Below are 20,707 nucleotides of genomic sequence, written 5' to 3'. Positions count from 1 at the left end.
CCATGGAATTCCCTCCCGACGCACCTCCGCTCCTGCTCACCGGCTTCATGGGGGCAGGCAAGTCCACCGTGGGCCGCATCGCCGCCGCGCGCACGGGGCTCCCGTTCCTCGATCTCGACGACGCCATCGTGGAGGACGCCGGCGAGAGCGTCCCGTCGCTCTTCGCCACGCGCGGCGAGGCTGGCTTCCGCGCGCTGGAGGCGGCGACCCTGCGCCGGCTCCTCGCGGCGCGCGGCCCGCGCATCATCGCCCTCGGCGGCGGCGCCCTGGTCGATCCCGCGCTCCGCGCCGAAGCGCTCGAGCGCGGCTGCGTCGTCGCGCTCACCGCCACCCCGCGCACGATCGCCGCGCGCACGCCGAACGGCAACCGCCCGCTCCTCGACGGCGCGCCGGATCGCGAGGCCCGCATCCGCGAGCTCCTGGCCGCGCGCGCCCCCGTCTATGCCGACGCCCACGCGCGCGTCGTCACCGACGGCGTCTCCCCCGCGGACGTCGCGGCGCGGGTCCTCCGCGCCTACGCGGATCGCCCGCTCTTCGTGCCGCTCGGCGACAAGAGCTACGCGGTGCGCATCGCCTCCGACGGGGCGGCGTCCACGGCGGACGCCATCGCCGCGCTCGCGCCGACGGCCGTCTTCGTCGTCACGGACGAGAACGTGAGCCGCCTCTGGGGCGCGCCGCTGCTCGCCGCGCTCGCGGCGCAGGGGACGCCGGCCGCGGCCGTCACGGTGCTCAAGCCCGGCGAGGAGCACAAGCGGCTCGCGGCCGTCGAGGCGGCGCTGACGGCGATGATCGACGCCGGCGCCGACCGCGGCGCGGTGGTGCTCGCGCACGGCGGTGGGGTAGTCACCGACATCGGCGGATTCGTTGCGTCCACGCTGCTGCGGGGCGTCCGCTGGGTCGCGGCGCCGACCACGCTCCTGTCGATGGTCGACGCCTCGGTTGGCGGAAAAACCGGGGTCGACCTCGGGCCCGCGAAGAACGCCGTCGGCACGTTCCACCAGCCGTCCGCGGTCGTCGCGAGCCCGGCGGCGCTCGCCACCGAGACCGACCGCGCCTACCGGAGCGGGTTCGCGGAGGTGGTGAAGTCGGCCTGCATCGGCGATCCGGAGCTGCTCACGCTGGTCGAGCGCGAGGCCGACCACGTCCTCGCGCGCGACCCCGGCGTGCTCGCCGAGATCATCCGCCGCTCGATCGCCGTGAAGGCGGCCATCGTCGCCCGCGACGAGCGTGAGTCGGGCGACCGCGCCCTCCTGAACCTCGGCCACACGCTCGGGCACGCCCTCGAGGCCGAGGGCGGGTTCGTCCGGCTGGCCCACGGCGAGGCCGTGGCGCTCGGCATGGTGGCCATCTTCCGCGTCGGCTGCGCGCTCGGCGTGACCGACCGCGGGGCGGCCGACCGGGTGACCCGCCTGCTCGCGCGGCTCGGTCTGCCCACCCGGATCGAGGACGAGCCGGTCTCCGCCGCGCTGCGCTTCCTGTCGCTCGACAAGAAGCGCCGGGGTTCGTCGGTCCGGACGGTGCTGATGCGGGACATCGGCAGCACGTTCGTGGAGCCGATGCCGCTCGATCGCCTCGCCTCGCTCCTCGAGAGAGCGGCCGCCGGCGCGACCTGATCCCTTCACGCCACGACCGCCTCCGGACGCGCGACCGCGTTCGGTCCCGGGCGCTCGCTCCCGCGGTGCCTTTCGGGGCTGCGTGCTCGGCGAACGCTCCAGGCGGCGCTCTCCGGCGCAGGCCGAGCTGGACGCCGCATGGTTTTCCGCGGGGCGGCTCGGCAGGAGGCGTGTCGGCGCCGTCGCGGTCGGTCCTTTTCGAGGCCGAGCGGTCTGCCTGAGACAGCCCTGCTCCGGGCGAAACCCCTGCGCGCCAGCGCCGCAGGGCCACGTCGCTGAGCGCCTCCGGCGCAGACGGCGCTTGCGCTGCCGGTGAATAAAATCGATGCGTTTCCAACGTTCTTCGGAAAAAAATCCCGGCACACCGCCCGCGTCGTCCGCTCCGCGCTATCTTTCCCGGCGCCGATGGTGACCGCGACGAAGAAGAGAATCCTGGTGGTGGAGGACGAGCAGGACACGGCGGCGATGATCGCCCGGTTCCTCGGCGACGAGTTCGACACCGTGGTCGCGACGAACGGGGTCGAGGGGCTCGCGCTGGCCCAGCAGGAGCCGCGGCCCGATCTGCTGATCGTGGACATCATGATGCCGAAGCTCGACGGGGTGAGCATGACGAAGCGGCTCCGCGAGCACGAGGCAACGCGCCGGGTGCCGATCATCTTCCTGACCGCCAAGTCGGATCCGATGGACGTCATCGCCGGCATCCAGGCGGGCGCACGCCATTACATCACGAAGCCCTTCGTGCTCGACGATCTCAAGAAAAAGGTCCGCAAAGCCGTCTACGGCCGTTAGAGCGGCGGTCACTCGCTTCGGATACGGGCCCACCTCGGCGTTTTCGGTGCTCAGCGCACCGGAGTGCGCCTGCGCGCCGAAAACGCCGATCTGGGCCCGTCTCCTGTGCGAGAGACCGCCGCTCTGCCACGGCAGACAGCGGGGCGGGGGGAGCCGCTGCAGGGAGCGGGGCTGGCTGGGGCTTTGCGGCGGGGGCGGCGGTGGACGAGGGCTGTTTCAGCGAAGCTTCGCTTCGGAACCCGCGGCGGGGGCCGTGCTGGTCAATGAGTCGAACGCTGAAGAGGCCAAGCGAAGGGGAGAAGACCGATTGGCGATCTCGGCATGTTCGAGGTTTCTCTCGTCCAAACGGGCCGTTTCTCGCGTGCTGCGCCGTGGGGTGAGCCAGGAGTCACGATGGTTTCTGACGCGGTCACGCGCCGGCGCCGTGCGGCGCTCGCCTTGAGGTCTATGAGGTTTCTTCGGAGATCTCGTATCTCCGTCGGGGGGCCGGCGCAGCGGCGGGGCGCTGCCGGGAGGCCGGGTCAGCTGCCGCTGCGGCTCGGGACGCTGAGGGCCTTGAAGGCGCGCTCGAACAGCTCGAGGGAGCGGGTGATGCTCGACTGCACCCGGCGCATCTCCTCGCCAGAGGTGGTCGCGAGCTTGACGATCTCGAGCGCCTCGCGCGGGTGCGCGTCATCGTAGTTCGCGTGCGCCGCGAGCCACGTCAGCGACTTGCTCCCCTCGCCGTAGAGCTTCGTGAAGGCCGGCATCACCACGCGAGACCACTCGCCGGTGATCCCCTCGATCGCGTAGTTCACGGCGCCGACCGCTTCCGCGAGGGAGCCACGGTAGGAGATCGACCAGAGCCAGTCGAAGAGCGACGCGACCTCCGGGCTCGGGCGGTGGCTCGTGATCTCCGCGGTGCTGATCCCGTGCCCCGCCGCCCAGTCGAGGTACCAGCGCACGTGCAGCGCCTCGACCCGGATGTTGCCGATGAGCCAGTCGCGCACCAGGAAGTCGCGCGGTGACTGGCCATACGTCGTCTTGGCAAGGCTGAGCCCCATGTACTTCGGGAACGCCTCGACCACGCAGAAGAACTCCCGGAGGAGCACGCTCCAGGTCTCGTGATCGACCGGCTCCGTCAGCGTTCGCGCGATCGGCGGCGTGTAGACCGCGGCCTTCCACTGGTCGGCCAGGGACTCGAGCATGTCTTCGATCCAGACCGGATGCGGCGTCGCCTTAAGGCTGTCCTTGACTTCCTTGTGCCGCTGCGAGCGAGGTGACAACATGAAATTACCTGGAGGGTTGCTGGGTCAATCTCCCTCGTGGCTGCCCGCCGGTCTCTACCCCACCGAATCGCCTCAGTCTGACCGGCCAGCGGCCGTCAGGAGACAATCCGCGGCGCAGGCACGATGCTGACCCCCGAGCACGACAGAAAAAAGGGCCAGCACGACGACCTCACCATGAGAGGCTTCGTGTACATGTGTCCCGCCTGCATCCAGTTTGGATCAGGGTGAAGGAGCAAGTCAATAGACAAACGCGGGCGCAGCCGCGACGACACAAGGGCCGATCTCGCTCAGGTCGCTCACCATACGACCTCGGAGAGGCACTCGGTCGCGCCTCGGAACCGGCACCGCTGGTGGGTTACCTTTGGGGTGGACGCGCCGCACAGGAGGAGCGCCTGCTCCACCCAGCCGCAGACACCTTCTCCGCAGTTCATCGCGGAGGGCCCCTCGTCGTCGCCGGTCGGGCCTGTAATGGTCAACACCCATTCCCGCGGCTTCACCATGCGCGGGAAGACCTTCCCGGAGTCGAAGTAGCGCGACCAGAACATTCCAGTCCGGGCGACGATCGTGTCGGGCATGGCGATCGAGAGCGCGAACTTCAACACCGTATTGAGGTCGCGATCCGCGACGTAGCGGGCAAACCGCTTGATCTCTGCGGCCTGGTCGCTCGCAGTCCGCACGTGCGTTCGCAGGGCCCGGTTCCAGACGCCGATCGGATACCAGCTGCTCACCAGCAGCGGCTGATAGAGTACGTCCCGGTCTGACTTGGGCAGCGACGTCACCAGGCGCTCCCATGCACCGGCGTCGCGGTTCGTCGTGACGAACGACCGGAGGTTGACCAGCAACGTTCCTTTGCATCTGCCGGCGGGGATCGAGGTCTTGGTCTTCGTCTCGTGCGTCTTCATCGCGGCGAACCTACGGCGGGAAGGCCCCGGCGAAGCTGAGCCCGATCGCGGGCGCGGCGCACGTGCCCTCGGGCGGGAAACCCTGCCGGGGAGCACGTCGTCGGGACAACTCCAGGAGTCGTGGTTGTACCTTGCAGGGGAGCGTGAGTCGGGCTCGATGGCAAGAGATGATTACGTGGGAGCAGCCGTACGACACGAGCCGACGTGGCCCTGGGCAAGATCACGCCGGTTGTCCAGCTCTCCTTTCGACCCGAGATGCCAAGCCTTGGGCGACCGCCGCAGACGTCAGCGTGCGCAATGATGTAATGCGTATTACGTGATTTCGTTCCGCGCCCATCGGTCGTCGTGGCCGTCGACGGGCGCTCGTCGCGGCGACGGGGGCTCGCGGCGGCGACGGGCGCTCGCGGCGGGGGCTGCGCGCGGCCTGCGGAGGTGCTGCGCCTTGCAGTTGCCGTCCTCCGCGAACCTCGGTACCCCTACGCCCATGAGCGAACCCACCACGGGCCGGCCCGCCGCCGGCCACGCGGAGCCCGAGCTGCCGCACATCGACGTCACCGAGCGGGGGGCGCCGCGCGACGGCCGGCCGCAGGTCATCGACCGCCGGCTGTTCATGCAGCTGCTCGTGTTCCGTTGCTCCGGCGACGCCGATCCGGCGGAGCTGACCCGCGCAGCCGGCCAGGCGCTCTCGTCGCAGCGCGTCGGCGCGGTCGTCTACGAGGACATCAACGATCCCCGCGGGATCGCTGTGCTCACGTGGGCAGAGGACCCCGCCGTCTTTGTCCAGACCGTCCGCCCGGCGCTCAACCGCAACGAGCTCAGGGCCCTGGAGCTTCGCCCCGATTTCACGATGCTGGGGCGCACGTACTCGACCGGCTACGAGCAGGATCTCGACTTCTGGCTGCTCCGGCGCCCCGCGGAGACCGTCTTGAACCCCGCCTGGCCATGGGCGGTGTGGTATCCGCTCCGCCGCAGCGGCGCGTTCTCCAAGCTCGAGGGGCGCGAGCAAGGGAGCATCCTGCGCGAGCACGGCACCATCGGCAGGGCCTACGGCGCCCAGGACCTCGCCCACGACATCCGCCTCGCGTGCCACGGCCTCGACGCCCGCGACAACGAGTTCGTGATCGGGCTCGTCGGCAAGGAGCTCCACCCGCTCTCCCACATCGTGCAGACGATGCGGAAGACCCGCCAGACCTCGGAGTTCATCAGCCAGATGGGCCCGTTCTTCGTCGGCCGCGCCGCCTTCCGCAGCCCGGGCGGCTGACGGGAGCGCTCCCCCTCAGCCGATCCCGGCGAGGCCCGAGAACGCCCGGGCCAGGGCGTCGAGCCGCGCCGTCGCGCGGGCCTCGGCGTCGCCCAGCGGCTCGTCCGCGGCGACCTCCTCGCGCACGTCGAAGTAGAATTTGATCTTCGGCTCCGTGCCGCTCGGGCGGGCGATGAGCCGGCTCCCGCCGTCGAGCTCGTACACGAGCACGTTGCTCGGAGGCAGCACGAGCGGCTCGACCAGGCCGTCGCTCGTGGTGCGCGTGCGCGCCTCGAAATCGCGCCATGCCGCCACGGGGACGCCGCCGATCGCGGCCGGCGGGCTCTTCCTCAGCGTGGCCATGATAGCGGCGATCTTCTCGAGGCCGTCGACGCCGCGCAGGGTGTACGAGCGCTGCCCGCTCATGTAGAGGCCGTACTTGCGGGTGATCGCCTGGAGCTCGTCGAGCAGGGTCCTGCCCTCGGCCTTGCGCACCGCCGCGAGCTCGGCGACCAGCGCCGCGGCGCTGATGCCGTCCTTGTCGCGCACGACCGGGCCGACGGTGTAGCCGAGCGCCTCCTCGAAGCCGAACACGAAGCGGGCGCCGGTCGAGCGCTCGATGTCCATCGCCCGGTTGGCGATCCACTTGAACCCGGTCAGCGTCTCCTCGTAATGAACCCCGAGCGCCGCGGCGATCACGCCGAGCATCGGGGTCGAGACGCAGGAGGCCAGCACGAGGCGGCGCTCGTCCGCGCCCTGCGCCCGCCCCTCGGTGAGCAGGTAATGGCCAAGGAGCACGCCGACCTGGTTGCCCGTGAGCTGCACGTACTCGCCGTCAGGGCGCCTCACCGCCACGGCGAGCCGGTCGACGTCGGGATCGTTGGCGAGGACGAGGTCGGCGCCCTCCCGCTTCGCGAGGGCGAACGCCAGGTCCATGGCGCCCTTCTCCTCGGGGTTCGGGAACGCCACCGTGGGGAAGGCGCCGTCTGGCTCGGCCTGCTCGGGCACGCTCGCCACCCGGGTGAAGCCGGCCTCGCCGAGCGTCTGGCGGACCAGGCGGTTGCCGACGCCGTGAAGCGGCGTGTAGACGATGCAGAGGTCGCGATCCCCGTCGCTCCGCACCGCGAGGCCGCGGATGGCGCCGAGGTAGCTCCGCTCCAGCGCCTCGGGGAAGTCGCGCACGAGGCCGAGCCTCCTCGCCTCGTCGAGGGGCATGCGGGGGACCTGATCCGCCGGTGGCGAAGCGTCGATCGCTGTCGCGATGCCGGTGTCGTGGGGTGGGATGATCTGCGCAGCGTTGTCCCAGTACACCTTGAAGCCGTTGTACTCGGGCGGGTTGTGGCTCGCCGTCACCATCACGCCCGCGGCCGCGCCGAGGTGGCCGACCGCGAACGCGGCGATCGGCGTGGGGCAGGGGGCGGGCGAGAGGTGGCTCGGGATGCCCGCGGCGGCGAGGGCGCAGGCGGTGTCCTCCGCGAACTCGCGGCTCATCCGGCGACCGTCGTAGCCGATGACGACGCCGGCGCTCCGCGCCTTGTCGCCGAGCGCTTCGAGGAGGTGACGGGCGAGCCCCGCGGTCGTGCGGAGGATGACGGCGCGGTTCATCCGGCTCTCGCCCGCCCCGAGGACGCCGCGGATGCCCGCGGTGCCGAACTCCAGCGGGCCGGCGAAGCGCTCGGCGAGCTCGGCGCGGACGCCGTCCTCGCCGGCTCTGGCCGCGTCGATGAGCCGGCGCAGCTCGCTCTGGGTCTCCGGATCGGGATCGTGGGCAAGCCAGCGTTCGGCGGGCTCGAGGACGAAGTCGTGGCTCACGCCTGGTATTTAGTTCATGCCGGCCGTGGTTTGCACCACGAGCGCGCGATTCAGCGCGGCGGCAGCGCGGGCGGCGACCGCCGCGCGCTGGCCCACCCGGCCCGGCGCCGACGTAGCCGGCGGCTCCCGGCCAGCTCGGTCCGCTCGGCCGAGCGTCATCCCGCCTTCTTGCCGGCGGCGAGCGCCTCGGCGAAGCGCGTGTCGTACTGCCCGCCGCGGAAATCGCCGGCGCCCAGGATCTGGCGGAGGAACGCGAGGTTGGTCGCGGCGGGCCCTGCCGGACCGGTGAGCTCGATCGTCGTCTCGGCGAGCGCCCGGTCGAGGCGAGCGATCGCCTCGTCACGGGTCGGGCCGTGGGCGACGACCTTGGCGAGCAGCGGGTCGTAGAACGGCGTCACCTCGAGCCCCTCGGCGATGCCTGTCTCGATCCGCAGGTCGTCGCTCGCGGCCGGCCAGCGGAGCGCCGTGATGCGGCCGGGCTGGGGGGCGAACTTCTTCGCCGGATCCTCCGCGTAGAGGCGCGCCTCGATGGCGTGGCCGCGGTAGGTGTGGCCCAGGACCTCCGGCGCGAGCGGCTCGCCCGACGCGATGCGGATCTGGTGCTCGACCAGGTCGAGCCCGGTGCACATCTCCGTGACGCAGTGCTCGACCTGGAGCCGCGCGTTGACCTCCAGAAAGAAGAGCTCGCCGGTCTCCGCTGCGACGAACTCGACAGTACCGGCGCCGACGTAGCCGGCGGCCGTCACGACCCGGAGGGCGCTGTCGTGGAGCTCCTTCCGGCGGGCCTCGCCCGCCGCTCCCTGGAAGAACGCGGCCGGCGACGGGGTCTCCTCGACGATCTTCTGGTGCCGGCGCTGCGCGCTGCACTCGCGCTCGCCGAGCGCCACGGCGCCGCCCTTTCCGTCGCAGAGCACCTGCACCTCGATGTGGCGCGGGCGCTCGATGTATCGCTCCATGTACACGCGCGGGTCCGCGAACGCCGCGCGTCCGCGATCGGAGCACGCGGTGAGGGCGCGCGACAGCTTGCCCGGATCGGTGACGATCTGCATGCCGATGCCGCCGCCGCCGCCCGCGGCCTTGACGAGCAGCGGGAAGCCGATGCTCTCGGCGGCGCGCTGGGCGGCCTCGACGTCGGCGGGGTCGACCGGACCGCCCGTGCCCGGCGGTGGGAAGACGTCGGCCGCGCGTGCGTGATCCCGCGCGAGGATCTTGTCGCCGAAGGCGTGGAGCACCGCGGGTGGCGGGCCGATGAACGTGACGCCGGCCTCGATGACGGCCTCGGCGAAGGCCTGGTTCTCGCTGAGCAGCCCGTACCCGGGGTGGACGCCGTCGGCGCCCGTCGCGCGGGCCGCCTCGACGATCGCATGGATGACCAGGTAGCTGTCCCGGACCGGCGGCGGCCCGATGCGCACCGCCTCGTCGGCCATCGCGACGTGCGGCGCGCTCGCGTCCGCGTCGGAATACACGGCGACCGTCGCGATCCCGAGCCGTTTGCAGGTCCGGAGGACGCGGCAGGCGATCTCTCCACGGTTGGCGACGAGAATCTTCTTCAACACGGCCGACAGCTACGCCCCCGCGCGGCGGCGCGTCAAGACGCCCGCGGCAGGCAGCGCTCGCTCGCGCGCTTCCGGGGGGCGGCGCGCGTGATCGTGCGATCGTCAGCCGAGCGCCCGCCGCACCTTCGGCTTGGCCCCGAGCAGCACGAGCTGCCCGCAGGCCGCCGAGACGTCATCGCCGCGCCGGCGACGAACGAAGCAGGAGTATCCCGCCTGAGTGAGCACCTCCTGGAACGCCGCCACGCGCTCGTGGGCCGGAGGACCCAGCGAGGAGGCCTCGATCGGGTTCATCGGGATGAGGTTGATCTTCACCGGGAGCCCGCGAAGGAGCTTCGCCAGCCGCCGCGCCTCGGCGGGATCGTCGTTCTGCCCGGCGACGAGCGTGTATTCGATGGTGATGCGCCGGCGCCGCGGCAGCGGGTAAGCGCGCAGCGCCGCGAGCAGCTCGTCGAGCGGGTGCTTGCGGTTGATGGGCATCAGCGCCGAGCGGGTCTCGTCGTCCGCTGCGTGCAGCGAGATCGCCAGCGCGATCTGCCCGCCAAAATCCGCGCCGAGCCGCGCGATCTCGGGCACGAGGCCCGACGTGGACACCGTGACCCGCCGCGTCGAGAGGTTGATCCCTTCCGGGTGCGTGAGCAGGCGCAGCGAGCGAGCGGTCGCTTCGTAGTTGTGGAGCGGCTCGCCCATGCCCATGTACACGACGTTGCGGAGCTCCTCGCCCTCCTCGAGCATCGCCCGCCCGAGGAGCACCTGGCCCGCGATCTCCTCGGCCCCGAGGTGGCGCTTGAGCCCCGCCACGCCGCTCGCGCAGAAGCTGCACCCCATGGCGCAGCCGACCTGCGTCGAGATGCACTGGGTGACGCGGACGCGCGGCGCGGCGTCCGCCTCCGCGGCCGCGTCGTCGTCCTCGTCGTCGGCGGCCGCCGCGTCGGCGTCGAGCTGCGCCTGCGAGCCGGGGCCCGACACCGACGGGAGCAGGACCGTCTCGATGGTCGCGCCGTCGCGGAGGCGCAGGAGCAGCTTGCGCGTGCCGTCCTCGGAGCGATGAACCCGCTCGGGCGTCAGCACCTCGCCCAGCCCCTCCGCGGCGAGGTGCTCGCGCAGCCGCGCCGGGAGGTTCGTCATCGCGGCCGGATCGAGGACGCCGCGGCGATGGATCCAGTGGAATACCTGCTTCGCCGTGAACGACCGCTCTCCGCGGGCAGCCAGCGAGGCCGACCAGTCTTCAGGCAGCCGGGCGACGGGGTGAAGCGGCGTGGAGCGCACCTGCCTGGCCTACTGCGCGCCGCCCCCAGCGGCAAGGGGAGCAGGCGGGCGGCCAGGCCAAAGCGTCAGCCGCTCTGGCTCTCGACGTGCGCCGCCGTGACCTGCCCGTCGCGCTCGCGGCGCGCGCGCGTCCGGCTGGCGGCCTCGAGGACCTCGCGGGTGTAGCGCTCGAACGACTCGGCCCGGTGCATTGCGGTGTGCTCGGCGAAGACGCGTTGCCTCGCCCGCTGGCCCACCGTCAGGCGCTTGTCCTCCTTCATCTCCCTGAGCTTCCGGAGCACGTCCTCCGGCGAGCGCACGAGCAGGATCTCCTCGCCAGGCTGGAAGAACGTCTCGATCCCCGGCCAGGTGTCGCTCAGGACAGGGGTCCCGCAGGCGGCCGCCTCGAACAGGCGCGCGCTCGGCGACCACCCGGACTCCACCATCGCACGGCGGGTCAGGTTCAGCGTGAAGCGCTGAGAGTTGTAGAAGATGCGGTGCTCGTCCGGCGGGAGGTGCTCCGTCCGGGAGACGTTCTCCGGCCACGCGAGCGACGCCGGGTACTGCGCGCCCGCCACCGAGAAGCGCCCGCGGCGCATGCGCCGCGCCGGCTCGAGGAGGAGCCGCTCGACGGCCGCCTGCCGGTCGTCGCTGTAGGTCCCGAGGTAGCCGAGATCCCAGCGCATCGGCGCCGGCTGGGGATGGTAGACGTCCGTGTCCGCCGAACAGTAGAGCGCCCGCGCGCGCACCGCGCCGTGGCTGCGCTCCAGCCGCTCCAGCGTCGGGCCCCCCGTCGCCGACAGATAGAGATCATACCGTGGGATCAGCGCCGGCGTCAGGTACGCGTGGTCCCCGTGCGCCAGCCGGCCCAGCGTGACGGGCGTGTCCAGATCGTAGAACGCGGCCTTTCCGCGGGCCTCTTCCGTGATCCACGCCCCGACCGTTGCCCCTTCCGGCACGAACGAGCCGACGATCACGAGATCGGCTTCGCGCACGGCGCGTGAGAATCTATCGCGGAGCTCGGTAATGCTCGAGTACTGCTCGGTCGTGCCGTAAGGCGGGTTGGACAGGTCGCGGTGCTGATCGTAGATGGGGAGGTTCCGCTCCAGAAAGAGCACCCGGTGGCCGCGCGACGCGAGCGCCCGGAGGAGCGCTCTGTACGTCGTGGCGTGGCCGTTGCCCCACGAAGACGTGATGGAGAGCCCCAGGAAGACATAGCGGTAGGTAGTTGTCGTCATAGCGTGGTGGCGGCAAGGGTTGAGAGATCCCAGACGGCGTGCCGGCCCGAAATGAGCTGGTCCCGAGGTACACCGCGGCGGACCCGGAGAGGCGAAAGACGCCTCGCGGACGCACGCGCGACATGCGCAACACGCGCAACGTGCACAAAACGAGCGGCACGCCGATCCAGTTGCCCTGGCGCCGCGCGAGAGGGCGCGGCGACGAGCGCATCCGGGATTAACATGCGTGCTCACCCTCTGCAATGCTGTGAGATGCAGTTTCTTGAACGAAGGTGCGTATTCCTCGTCAGACGCCAGGCGGTAAGGCCCGCCCTTTTCCCGTGACGACGAAGCGCGCAGAATCACCGCTTGCTCCGGGATAACGCGGCTCGTTCGGGCAAAGCACCCGACGGCAACCGTCCTCGCATCGCAGAGGAGCCGGCCTGTGCGGTAAACGCTGTTCGGAAGCGATGATGGTGAGAAAAAGAGGGACGTTGTCGCAATGGTCGGTGACGGCCGCTGGTCGAACGGAGCGTCGACGGGGGAGCCCTGCTCCAGAACGCCGGGGCAGCGCTGGCGAAGCGCCGCCCAGGCCGGCGCGCGCTGTCGGACGCGTACGCCGCGGTGAGCGGGCGCGGCTTTCGGCAGGGGATTCCCCCGTCCAGCTGAGCTCGCCAACGAGCTGGCGGCCTCGGCCGTACACGGGCGCCTGGCCTTGCGGAGAAATCGGGCAGGGGAGCAGGAAGGCAGGAAGCGCGCGGCGCTGTCTGGGTGCCTTCCTGTCGATGCGGGGATGCTGCGGTGGAATCGGCAGGCCGGGTGTCCAGCCTTCAGCGGCGGTGGGGCCGCGCGAGAGCCGTCGAGACGTTCAGGTGGCGGGGCTCAGCGCCTGCCAGCCCTGGATCACTTCGGCGATGTTCGCGAAGCGGCGGTCCGGGCTGTGCGCCAGCCCCCTGTTCACGAACACCTCGATCCCCCGGTCGACCGGCGGAGGCATCAGGCTGCCCAGGCGGCGCGGCGGCGTCCTCGTCTTGAGATCGGCGAGCATCATCAGATTGCGCGCGGCGTAGGGGAGCTCGCCGGTAAGCGCGTGAAAGATCACCGTCATGGCCGCGTAGAGGTCGGCCCGGTGATCCACCGTCTTCCCCTTCGTGAGCTGCTCGGGTGGCGCGAACCTGAAATCGCCGAGACACCGGCTCGGCAACGTCAGCTCCGCGTCGGAGAGCCCGGGAGGGAGCTTGCACGAGCCGAGATCCAGGAGCGTCAGCCGCTCGCCGTCAGGGCCCTGGTCGAGGAGCACGTTCGTGGAGCTGATGTCGCGGTGGATGATGCCAATCTCGTGCAGCTCGGCGATCGCCGACCAGAGCTGCTCGCCCAGCGGGTGAACGGTGCTGAACGGGAGTGGCCCCTGTCGGGAGATGCGCTCGTTGAGGAGCTCCCCCTCGCGCAGCTCGAACACGAGGAGAGGACCGTGCGCCGGGTCCTTGCCGCCGTCGAGCGAGGGCAGTGTGTGTGGGCCCCGCAGCCGCTCGCACGCCACCGCCTCGCGCCGGAAGCGCGCCTCGGCCTCCTGCTGGGGCATGCGCTCTGGCGTGTTGAGCACGCCTCCCGGTTCCTGGCGCACCGGGGGCTCACCGAGCACCTTGACCGCGACGCGCCGGCCGGCGCTCGCGTCCTCGGCGCTGAACACCTCACCGAGGCCTTCGCGGCGGAGATGACGTACCACGCGGTAGCGCTGGAGCAGAACGGTTCCGGGCACGATTGACAAGAGCGGCCTCCTTCGCTTGACAAAAGGGGGTCCAGCGCGTTCCGGTCGCCTCCCCCCTCTCCCCAGACAAGCTCATTTATCACGCAGACGCGACAGAGGAAGCGCCGCGCGCAGCGTCACACGACGAACGGCCCCCACGCCTTGTTTTCCGGGCCGCGCCACCTCACATCGGCCGCCCGTCGCACCCGAGGTCGCCTGGACGAAAAAGCCGCGGGGCACGGGAAGTTTGGACGCGGTCCACGCCACGCGCGCCCGCGGGACAACGGGGCGCAGGCGGTCCGGGCAGCCGGGAGCGCGGGCCGCCGGCCGAGGCGCGTCGCGGCGGCGGGAGCGGCCAGCGACTTGGCCACCACGGCCCCGCCGGTCTCAGCGGCTGGGCCGCCACGGCCGCGCCGGTGTGCCGCATTGCTATCGTCGCGCGCCGCCGGAGGGCCGGAGCGGGTGCCTCGCCGGAGCGCGCTCCGGTGGATGGCGGTGGAGCACCGGACTGTCCTCGTGGCGCCGGACCGGAGACCGCCGGGCGCTTCGACGCTGCAGAGTTGCCCCTGGCCGCGCTCTCTGGTGACGATGCGCACCTGAGCGCGGCAATCGGTGGTCATTACATGACGGCGGCGGCGCCTCGCGGCGCCCGCTTCCGGTGACACGCCCGTGACCCCGAACCGCTGGCCATTCAGGTGAACTTCGCGTAGCTCCCACACAGGCGGACGATCCGGAGCGACGGCAGGCAATGCGAGCGGGAGACGTCATCGACGGCCGGTTCGAGATCATGGAGCTCGCGGGCGCCGGCGGCATGGGCCACGTCTTCCGCTCGCGCGATCTCAAGACCGGCGAGACCATCGCCCTCAAGGTCCTCCAGAACGCCGCCTCCCAGGACTCGAACCGCCTCGCGCGCGAGGCGCAGGCGCTCGCCACGCTGCGGGTGCCCGGGGTAGTGCGGTACATCTCGCACGGCCGCACGGAGCACGGCCACCCCTACCTCGCCATGGAGTGGCTCACCGGCGAGACCCTCTCCCAGCGCCTTGCCCGGCAGGCGTTCACCCTGGAGGAGAGCCTCAAGCTCGCCCGGCGCGTCGCGACCACCCTCGGCTCCGTGCACCGGCTCGGCGTCGTCCACCGCGATCTCAAGCCGAGCAACCTGCTCCTCGTCGGCGGCACCATCGACCGCATCACGCTCATCGATTTCGGCGTCGTCCGGATGTCCGGCATCGATCAGCAGCTCACCATGCCCGGCGCCATCCTCGGCACCCCCGGCTACATGGCGCCGGAGCAGGCCCGCGGCGAGGCGCATGTCGACGCGCGCGCCGACGTCTTTGCGCTCGGCTGCGTGCTCTACAAATGCATCTCGGGGCGCGCCCCGTTCCGCGGCGCGCGCGGGCTCGCCGTGCTCGTCAAGGTGCTGATCGAGGAGCCGCCGTCGCTCCGGTGGCTCCGCGACGACGTGCCCGAGGCGCTCGACGAGCTGGTCCTGCGGATGCTGTCCAAATCGCCCGAGGGGCGGCCGAGCGACGGCAACGCGGTCGCGATCGAGCTCGCCGGGCTCATGGATCCTGCGGCGATCTCCGTCCGCCCGCCTGCGATGTCCGTCCGCCCGCCGGAGCTCACGACCGGCGAGCGCAAGGTGATGTGCCTCGTCCTCGCGCGCGACGGCCTCTCCGCCGCCGATCCGTCCCTCCCCGAGGCCGACGAGCAGGCGCGGGCGCAGGCGCTCTCGACCACGGCGGCGCGCTACAAGGGCCAGCTCGAGCTCGTCGACGCGCGGCTGCCGCTCGTCGTGCTGTCCGGCGCCGGCGCGACGACCGACCTCGCGGCCCGGGCCGCCCGCTGCGCGCTTGCCGTCCAGGCGCTCCTTGGCGGCGCGCCGGTCGCGGTCGTCACGGGCAGGGCGGAGATCGCCTCGCGCATGCCGATCGGCGATCTCATCGACCGCGTTGTCCAGCTGCTCCCCGAGGGCCGCGCCTCGTCCCGCGCGCCGGCGATCCGCATCGACGACGTGACGGCCGGGCTGCTCGGCACGCGGTTCGAGATCACGTCCGACGGGGGCGGCTCCTGGCTCCACGGCGCGCGCGAGGAGCCGGAGGCGCCGCCCTATGTGCTCGGCAAGGCGACGTCGTGCGTCGGGCGCGAGCGGGAGCTCGCGCTCATCCGGGACGAGCTCGCCCGCTGCATCGAGGAGTCGACCCCGAGCGTCGTGCTCGTCACGGGGCCGGCGGGCATCGGCAAGTCGCGGCTCCGCCACGAGCTCGTCCGCGCGATCCGGGAGGACGGCGAGCCGGTCGAGGTGTGGCTCGGCCAGGTGGATCCGATGAGCGCCGGATCGGCCTTCGGCCTGCTCGCGCACGCGCTCCGGCGGGCGATCGGCCTCACGGACGCCGATCCCGTCGAGGAGCGCCGGCGCAAGGTGCGGGCGCGGGTCGAGCGGCACGCGGCGCTCGACGCCGCGCGGGTCGCGACGTTCCTCGGGGAGCTCGTCGGCGCGCCGTTCCCGGACGACGACGTGCAGCTCCGGGCGGCGCGGCGCAACCCGATGCTCATGGGTGATCAGCTGCGCCTCGCCTGGGAGGATTTCCTGCGCGCCGAGTGCGCGGTGCAGCCGGTCCTCCTCGTGCTCGAGGACCTGCACTGGGGCGACCTGCCCACGGTCACGATGGTCGACGCCGCGCTCCGGAACCTGAAGGACCGGCCGTTCATGGTCATGGCGCTCGGCCGGCCCGAGGTGCACGAGCTCTTCCCGAAGCTGTGGGACGAGCGGCGCGGGCACAAGCTCCGCCTCGCGGGGATCTCGCGCCGGTCGAGCGAGCGGCTCGTGCGCCAGGTGCTCGGCGAGGGCGAGAGCCCGGCGCTCGTGGCGACGCTGGTCGAGCGCGCGGACGGCAACGCCTTCTACCTCGAGGAGCAGATCCGCGCGGCCGCGGCGGGCAAGGGCGTGGACCTGCCGGAGACGGTGCTGGCGATGGTGCAGGCGGAGCTCGACGCGCTCGACGTGGGCGCGCGGCGGGCGCTGCGGGCCGGGGCGATCTTCGGCGAGACCTTCTCGCGGAGCGGGGTGGCCGCGCTGGTCGGCCGGGCGGAGGTCGAGCCGCTGCTCGCCGAGCTCGAGGTGCGGGAGCTCATCGTCCGGCGTTCTGTGGAAGGCGCGCCGGAGGCGGCCGAGTACCGGTTTAGGCACGCGCTCGTGCGCGAGGCGGCGTACGGGATGCTGACCGATCACGATCGCCGCCTCGGCCACCGGCTCGCCGGCGAGTGGCTCGAGCGGACGGGCGTGGCGGATCCGATGGCCCTGGCCGAGCACTTCGAGCGTGGCGGCGAGCCGGCGCGGGCCGCGGCGGCGACCCTGCGCGCGGCCGAGCAGGCGCTGCTGGGGAGCGACCTGGGCGCGGCGATCGAGCGCGTCGAGCGCGGCATCGCGCGCGGCGCCTCGAAGGCGACAGCCGGGGCGCTGCGGCTCTGCCAGGCGGAGGCGCACCTCTGGCGCGGCGAGTTCGCGCTGGCGGAGCGGCGGGGGACCGAGGCCCTGGAGCGGCTCGCGCCCGGGTCGGCGCCGTGGTTCTCGGCGCTCACGCAGGTGATCCTCGCCGCCTCGAAGCGCGGCAACCACGACCAGGTCGAGGGCCTGCTGCGCCTGGCGCAGGGCACCGAGGCGCGGCGGTCGGCGCGCCCCGCGCGCAGCGTGTGCCTGTGCGCGGGCGCAGGGCGGCTCGTGTTCGGAGGGCGGTACCAGCTCGCGGACGAGCTGCTCGACGGGATCGAGCAGGACGCCGAGGAGACCGAGCAGGAGGTCGAGGTGCTGGCGCGGCTCCACGAGGCGCGCGCGTACCGGGCGATGGCGGTCGGCGATCCCGGCGCGTGCCTCGCGGGCTTCGAGGCGGCGCTCGCGGCGTTCGAGCACGCGGGCGATCGCCGCAACGCCTGCTGGGCGAGGAACAACCTGGGCTCCTGCTACGCGGAGCTCGGCGATTTCGAGGGCGCCGAGGCGGCGCTGCGCGCGTCGCTCGCGGACGCGGAGCGGATGGGGCTGTCGGACGCCCGGCTCGGCGCGCTCCTCAACCTCGGTCCGGTGCTCGCGCAGCGGGGCCTCGTCGAGGAGGCGCAGCAGACGGCGGAGGAGGCGATCGCGACGTCCCAGCGCCTCGGCGACGCGCGCGGGGAGGGCGCCGGGCGGGCGTGCCTGGCGAGGATCATGCTCCAGGCGGGCGATCTCGAGGGCGCCGAGCGCGAGGCGCGCGCCGCGGTCGCGATCCTGTACGGCGCGCCGCCCTTGCGGGCCTTCGCGTACGCGGTGCTCGGGCGGGCGCTGCTCGACGCGGGGCAGGCGGTGGACGCGCTCGCGGCGACGACCGAGGCGCTCTGCCTGCTGGAGTCGATGGGGGCCGAGGTGGGCGAGTCGCTGGTGCGCCTCTCGCACGCCGAGGCGCTCTCGGCGTGCGGCCACGGGCGGGAGGCGCTGATGGCGATCGCCTCGGCGCGGGAGCGCCTGATCGAGCGGGCGCGGAAGATCGGCGATCCGGTGTGGCGCGGGAGGTTCCTCGGCAATGTGCCGGACAACGTGGCCACCCTCGAGCTGGAGCGGCGCTGGCTGGAGGCCTAGGGGCCTAGGCCGCCGGCGCGCTCAGAGGAACTCGCAGAAGTAGCCGGTGGGCTGGGTGGCCCTGACGTCGAAGCCGCTCTTGCCTGCCACCTCGAACGACGTCCCTGCCGGATAGGCGCGCCACTCCGTGGAGCCGTCGATGCGGATCGCGAGCTCGCCGGCGACGACCGTCATCCGCTCCGGCGCCTCGGTCGAGAAGTGGAACTCGCCGGTGTCGATGACACCCACCGTCTGCCGGCGCCCGTGGCGCTCGAAGCCGACGCTCTGGACGTTGCCGTTGAAGTAGCTGTTGTGCTTGAGCATGGCGCCCTCCTACCGCGTCCCGCCGCGAGAGACCAGCCCGGACGGGCGTGCTAGCCGGAGAGCGCGACAGGTGTGCTCGGCGTCTGCTTCCGTCTGCTTCCGTACTTCCGTGCTTCCTTGCCCGGCGAGCGGAGCCGCGGCGGTCAGCCGCGCGCGTCGTCATGGGCCTTCGACCAGCGCTCGGCGGTGACATCGAGGCTCGCCTTGAGCCAGTCGTCGAGGGCGCGCAGGTCGAGGTCCGCGAACGACGCGGCGTGCTGCCGGGCGAGGATGCTCACCTGCGCCTCGAGCACCGCCCGGAGGTCGCGCTTGCCGAGATGTTCGAGGTCGAACGAGGCCCTGCCGAGGCGGTCCCGAAGCAGGTAGACGGTCCGGCCCACCTGCACCTCGACGTGGTAGGGGGCCGTGAGCCCCCGCCATATCGACGCCTTGGCGCGATCGAGGCGCCCCTCTTCCTCGTGCAGGAAGTTGCTCCAGCTCGTGGCGGCGTGGGTGGTCTCCTTGAGCTCGAGCAGGCGCAGCCCCTCGCGCCGCTCGTCGCGCGCGAGGACGTAATAACGGTCGAGGCCGCCCGAGCCGCCGCCCTCCCGCGCCCGGCGGGCGACCTCGATCATCTGGAGATGGGCGTTCGACGCGAGCCCGCCGAGGGCCTCGACGAGCTGCTGGCCGGTGCCCGCGTGCACGCGAGAGAGCTTGAGTCCGGGCTCGTCGAACCGGAACTCCTCGCCGTCCGTCCATCTCGCGAGCTCGTGCGCGTCGCTGGCCGCGATGTCGGGGATCATCGCCGCGGAAAGCTCGCGCGGCGGCTCGTTCCCCTGAACCATGTCCTCGTAGAGCTCCACGAGGCCTTCGGTGACCTTGGCGGCGTCGAGGAGGAGCCGGAGCGTCGTGAAGTACCGGAGCGCGTCCAGCGCGGCGAGGCCTGGGCCCGCGTCGTCGAGATCGTTGAAGACGTAGCGCGGACCTTCCTCGAACGTGACGAAGCCGAAGTTCTCGGGGTGCGCGTCGCCGAAGCAGAGGCAGCGGCCGCCGGGCACCTTGCTCCGCGGGACGTCGAGGAGATCGACGTGCCACGCCTGAGGAAAGCTCCGCATGAAGCGGAGGGGCGACTTCATGGCTGCCCGCCACTTCTCCTCGAACTCGTCGGAATCGAGGTGCGGGTTCACCGCCCGGAAGAACGACTTGGTGAGTGTCTTGACGGGGCGGAGGTCGCCCTCCTGGATGGGTTGCATCGGTCTCCTCGCGGGGCGCGCGCCTCGAGCGAGATCTGGTGTTCACGAGAGAGGTGGAACGGCCTCCCTGTCAGATCTTCGCATGATTCCAGGGGGACCTGGGGGCGGCGAGCGCCAGCGTTTCAGGGGACGGGACGACCCTCTCGTGATGGTATGTCGGCGGCGGCGCTGCCCGGCGCGGCCGTCGTCGCGCCGGGCAGCTGCAGGGTTATCCGGGCAGCGCGCTCGCGTCGCCGCGCTTGCCTTCATCCGACGCCCCGGGCGGGGCTCCGCTCGGCTCGGTGGCGGGGATGCCCGCGTCGTCCTCCTCCGGCGCCTGCTCCGGCTTGCTGTTCGCGTAGCGCCTTCCTGCGCGGCTCGAGGCCCGGAGCAAGGGCCCACGGATGATCTCGATATCGCGCGCCGGAGCGCGGGAGAGATCGAGGTTGGAGAGCACCAGCGCCACGATCTTGAACCACTGGCTGCGCGCGGCCTGGATCGTGGTCTTGCTGGCGGGGGTGGTGGTCTCGGTGGCCTCGATCTCCGCGCGGGCGCGCTCGAGCGTCTGGAGCTCCCGGCCCTTGGCGAGCCAGCGCTTCACGACATCGAGCAGCGACGCCTTGCCGTGGGCGGGGACGGACCTGAGAAATGTGCTGACGGCTGGCTCGTCCTCGAGGAGGCGGGCGATGCGCGTTGTGTTGCCCGCCTCGGCGAGCGTCGAGGCGTTGACGATGGACAGGCCGCCCGGGAAGAGCTGCTTCTGGACGTCATCGCACTGCGCGGCGCGGGCGGCGTCCGAGGGCTCTCCGGCGAGGCAGAGCTCGCGGTGCGCGTCGATACCGTAGGATACCGCCCGCGCGAGGTGGTCGTGGCGCCTGTCGACCTCGCTGGTCTCGTCGACGATGGCGCGCAGCTTCGACGACACGCGGCCTCCGCGGTTGCTCGGCTGGACCGCGAGCACCGCCTCGTGGGCCTCCACGACCCGCGGGTGGAGCGCCGCGATCTCGAGGATCGCCAGGAACAGCCGGCGTTGCTCCCGGTCCTCGACCCACGGGGAGAGGAGCGCGACCATCTCGTCGATATTCAGATGCTTCAGCATGAGAGACACCTCCTGATGGGGTGATAAGGGCAATGCCTGAGGGCGCATTGCTGACGAACAGGCAAGGGAAGTCCTGCTGTGTCGTCCGTCAAGGGCGGT

15 protein-coding genes are annotated in these 20,707 nt (G+C 71.9%); 4 read left to right on the top strand and 11 right to left on the bottom strand.

Translation table 11 applies throughout. From position 1 onward, the window contains the following. The first annotated feature begins 2 nt into the window (after positions 1-2). The gene (gene aroB, locus WME79_RS27120) at positions 3-1,613 is read left to right on the top strand and encodes a 3-dehydroquinate synthase (protein ID WP_437520492.1); all 1,611 of its coding nucleotides are present in this window, start codon (positions 3-5) and stop codon (positions 1,611-1,613) included. Between the two features lie 405 nt (positions 1,614-2,018). Continuing rightward, the gene (locus WME79_RS27115) at positions 2,019-2,402 is read left to right on the top strand and encodes a response regulator transcription factor (protein WP_437520490.1); all 384 of its coding nucleotides are present in this window, start codon (positions 2,019-2,021) and stop codon (positions 2,400-2,402) included. A gap of 521 nt (positions 2,403-2,923) precedes the next feature. On the opposite strand, the gene WME79_RS27110 is transcribed toward WME79_RS27115, so the two are convergent. Further along, positions 2,924-3,589 carry a TenA family transcriptional regulator gene (locus WME79_RS27110; protein WP_437520489.1) on the bottom strand — a complete coding sequence of 222 codons (666 nt, stop codon included), beginning with the start codon at positions 3,587-3,589 and terminating at the stop codon, positions 2,924-2,926. A gap of 377 nt (positions 3,590-3,966) precedes the next feature. Next, positions 3,967-4,572 (bottom strand): hypothetical protein, encoded by a 606-nt coding sequence (locus WME79_RS27105; protein WP_272093731.1) that lies wholly within the window; start codon positions 4,570-4,572, stop codon positions 3,967-3,969. A gap of 484 nt (positions 4,573-5,056) precedes the next feature. Here WME79_RS27105 and WME79_RS27100 point away from each other — a divergent pair, with 484 nt between their 5' ends. Further along, on the top strand, positions 5,057-5,833 hold the full coding sequence (locus WME79_RS27100; protein WP_437520487.1) for a chlorite dismutase family protein: 777 nt from the start codon (positions 5,057-5,059) through the stop codon (positions 5,831-5,833). 15 nt (positions 5,834-5,848) lie between these two features. On the opposite strand, the gene WME79_RS27095 is transcribed toward WME79_RS27100, so the two are convergent. From WME79_RS27095 to WME79_RS27070, 6 genes are all read right to left on the bottom strand, one after another. Next, complete coding sequence (locus WME79_RS27095) at positions 5,849-7,624, bottom strand: phospho-sugar mutase (RefSeq protein ID WP_437520485.1); 1,776 nt, start codon at positions 7,622-7,624, stop codon at positions 5,849-5,851. A 9-nt stretch (positions 7,625-7,633) separates the two neighbouring features. Beyond that, positions 7,634-7,783 (bottom strand): hypothetical protein, encoded by a 150-nt coding sequence (locus tag WME79_RS27090; protein ID WP_437520484.1) that lies wholly within the window; start codon positions 7,781-7,783, stop codon positions 7,634-7,636. Further along, on the bottom strand, positions 7,780-9,180 hold the full coding sequence (locus tag WME79_RS27085) for an acetyl-CoA carboxylase biotin carboxylase subunit (RefSeq protein ID WP_437520482.1): 1,401 nt from the start codon (positions 9,178-9,180) through the stop codon (positions 7,780-7,782). The genes WME79_RS27090 and WME79_RS27085 overlap by 4 nt, the downstream gene beginning before the upstream one ends. A gap of 102 nt (positions 9,181-9,282) precedes the next feature. Then, positions 9,283-10,446 (bottom strand): 23S rRNA (adenine(2503)-C(2))-methyltransferase RlmN, encoded by a 1,164-nt coding sequence (gene rlmN / locus WME79_RS27080; RefSeq protein WP_437520481.1) that lies wholly within the window; start codon positions 10,444-10,446, stop codon positions 9,283-9,285. Positions 10,447-10,511: 65 nt separating this feature from the next. Continuing rightward, entirely contained in the window at positions 10,512-11,663 is a 1,152-nt protein-coding gene (locus WME79_RS27075; RefSeq protein ID WP_437520480.1) for a CgeB family protein, read from the bottom strand. An 847-nt stretch (positions 11,664-12,510) separates the two neighbouring features. Further along, positions 12,511-13,401 carry a serine/threonine-protein kinase gene (locus tag WME79_RS27070; protein ID WP_437539964.1) on the bottom strand — a complete coding sequence of 297 codons (891 nt, stop codon included), beginning with the start codon at positions 13,399-13,401 and terminating at the stop codon, positions 12,511-12,513. A 736-nt stretch (positions 13,402-14,137) separates the two neighbouring features. On the opposite strand from WME79_RS27070, the gene WME79_RS27065 reads away from it, so the two are divergent. Then, positions 14,138-17,995 (top strand): serine/threonine-protein kinase, encoded by a 3,858-nt coding sequence (locus WME79_RS27065; RefSeq protein ID WP_437520478.1) that lies wholly within the window; start codon positions 14,138-14,140, stop codon positions 17,993-17,995. Between the two features lie 21 nt (positions 17,996-18,016). Here the strand turns inward: WME79_RS27065 and WME79_RS27060 are convergent, their stop codons facing one another. The 3 genes from WME79_RS27060 to WME79_RS27050 all read right to left on the bottom strand — a co-directional run bounded on the left by WME79_RS27060 (position 18,017) and on the right by WME79_RS27050 (position 20,608). Beyond that, complete coding sequence (locus WME79_RS27060; RefSeq protein WP_272093724.1) at positions 18,017-18,298, bottom strand: pyrimidine/purine nucleoside phosphorylase; 282 nt, start codon at positions 18,296-18,298, stop codon at positions 18,017-18,019. Between the two features lie 143 nt (positions 18,299-18,441). Then, entirely contained in the window at positions 18,442-19,530 is a 1,089-nt protein-coding gene (locus WME79_RS27055) for a DUF2252 family protein (RefSeq protein ID WP_437520477.1), read from the bottom strand. Between the two features lie 208 nt (positions 19,531-19,738). Continuing rightward, complete coding sequence (locus WME79_RS27050) at positions 19,739-20,608, bottom strand: hypothetical protein (protein WP_437520475.1); 870 nt, start codon at positions 20,606-20,608, stop codon at positions 19,739-19,741. Between the last annotated feature and the right edge of the window lie 99 nt (positions 20,609-20,707).

The sequence above is a fragment of the Sorangium sp. So ce726 genome (genome assembly GCF_051521405.1).
GTDB lineage: Bacteria > Myxococcota_A > Polyangia > Polyangiales > Polyangiaceae > Sorangium.
This window is presented reverse-complemented; position numbering and strand designations above follow the sequence as displayed.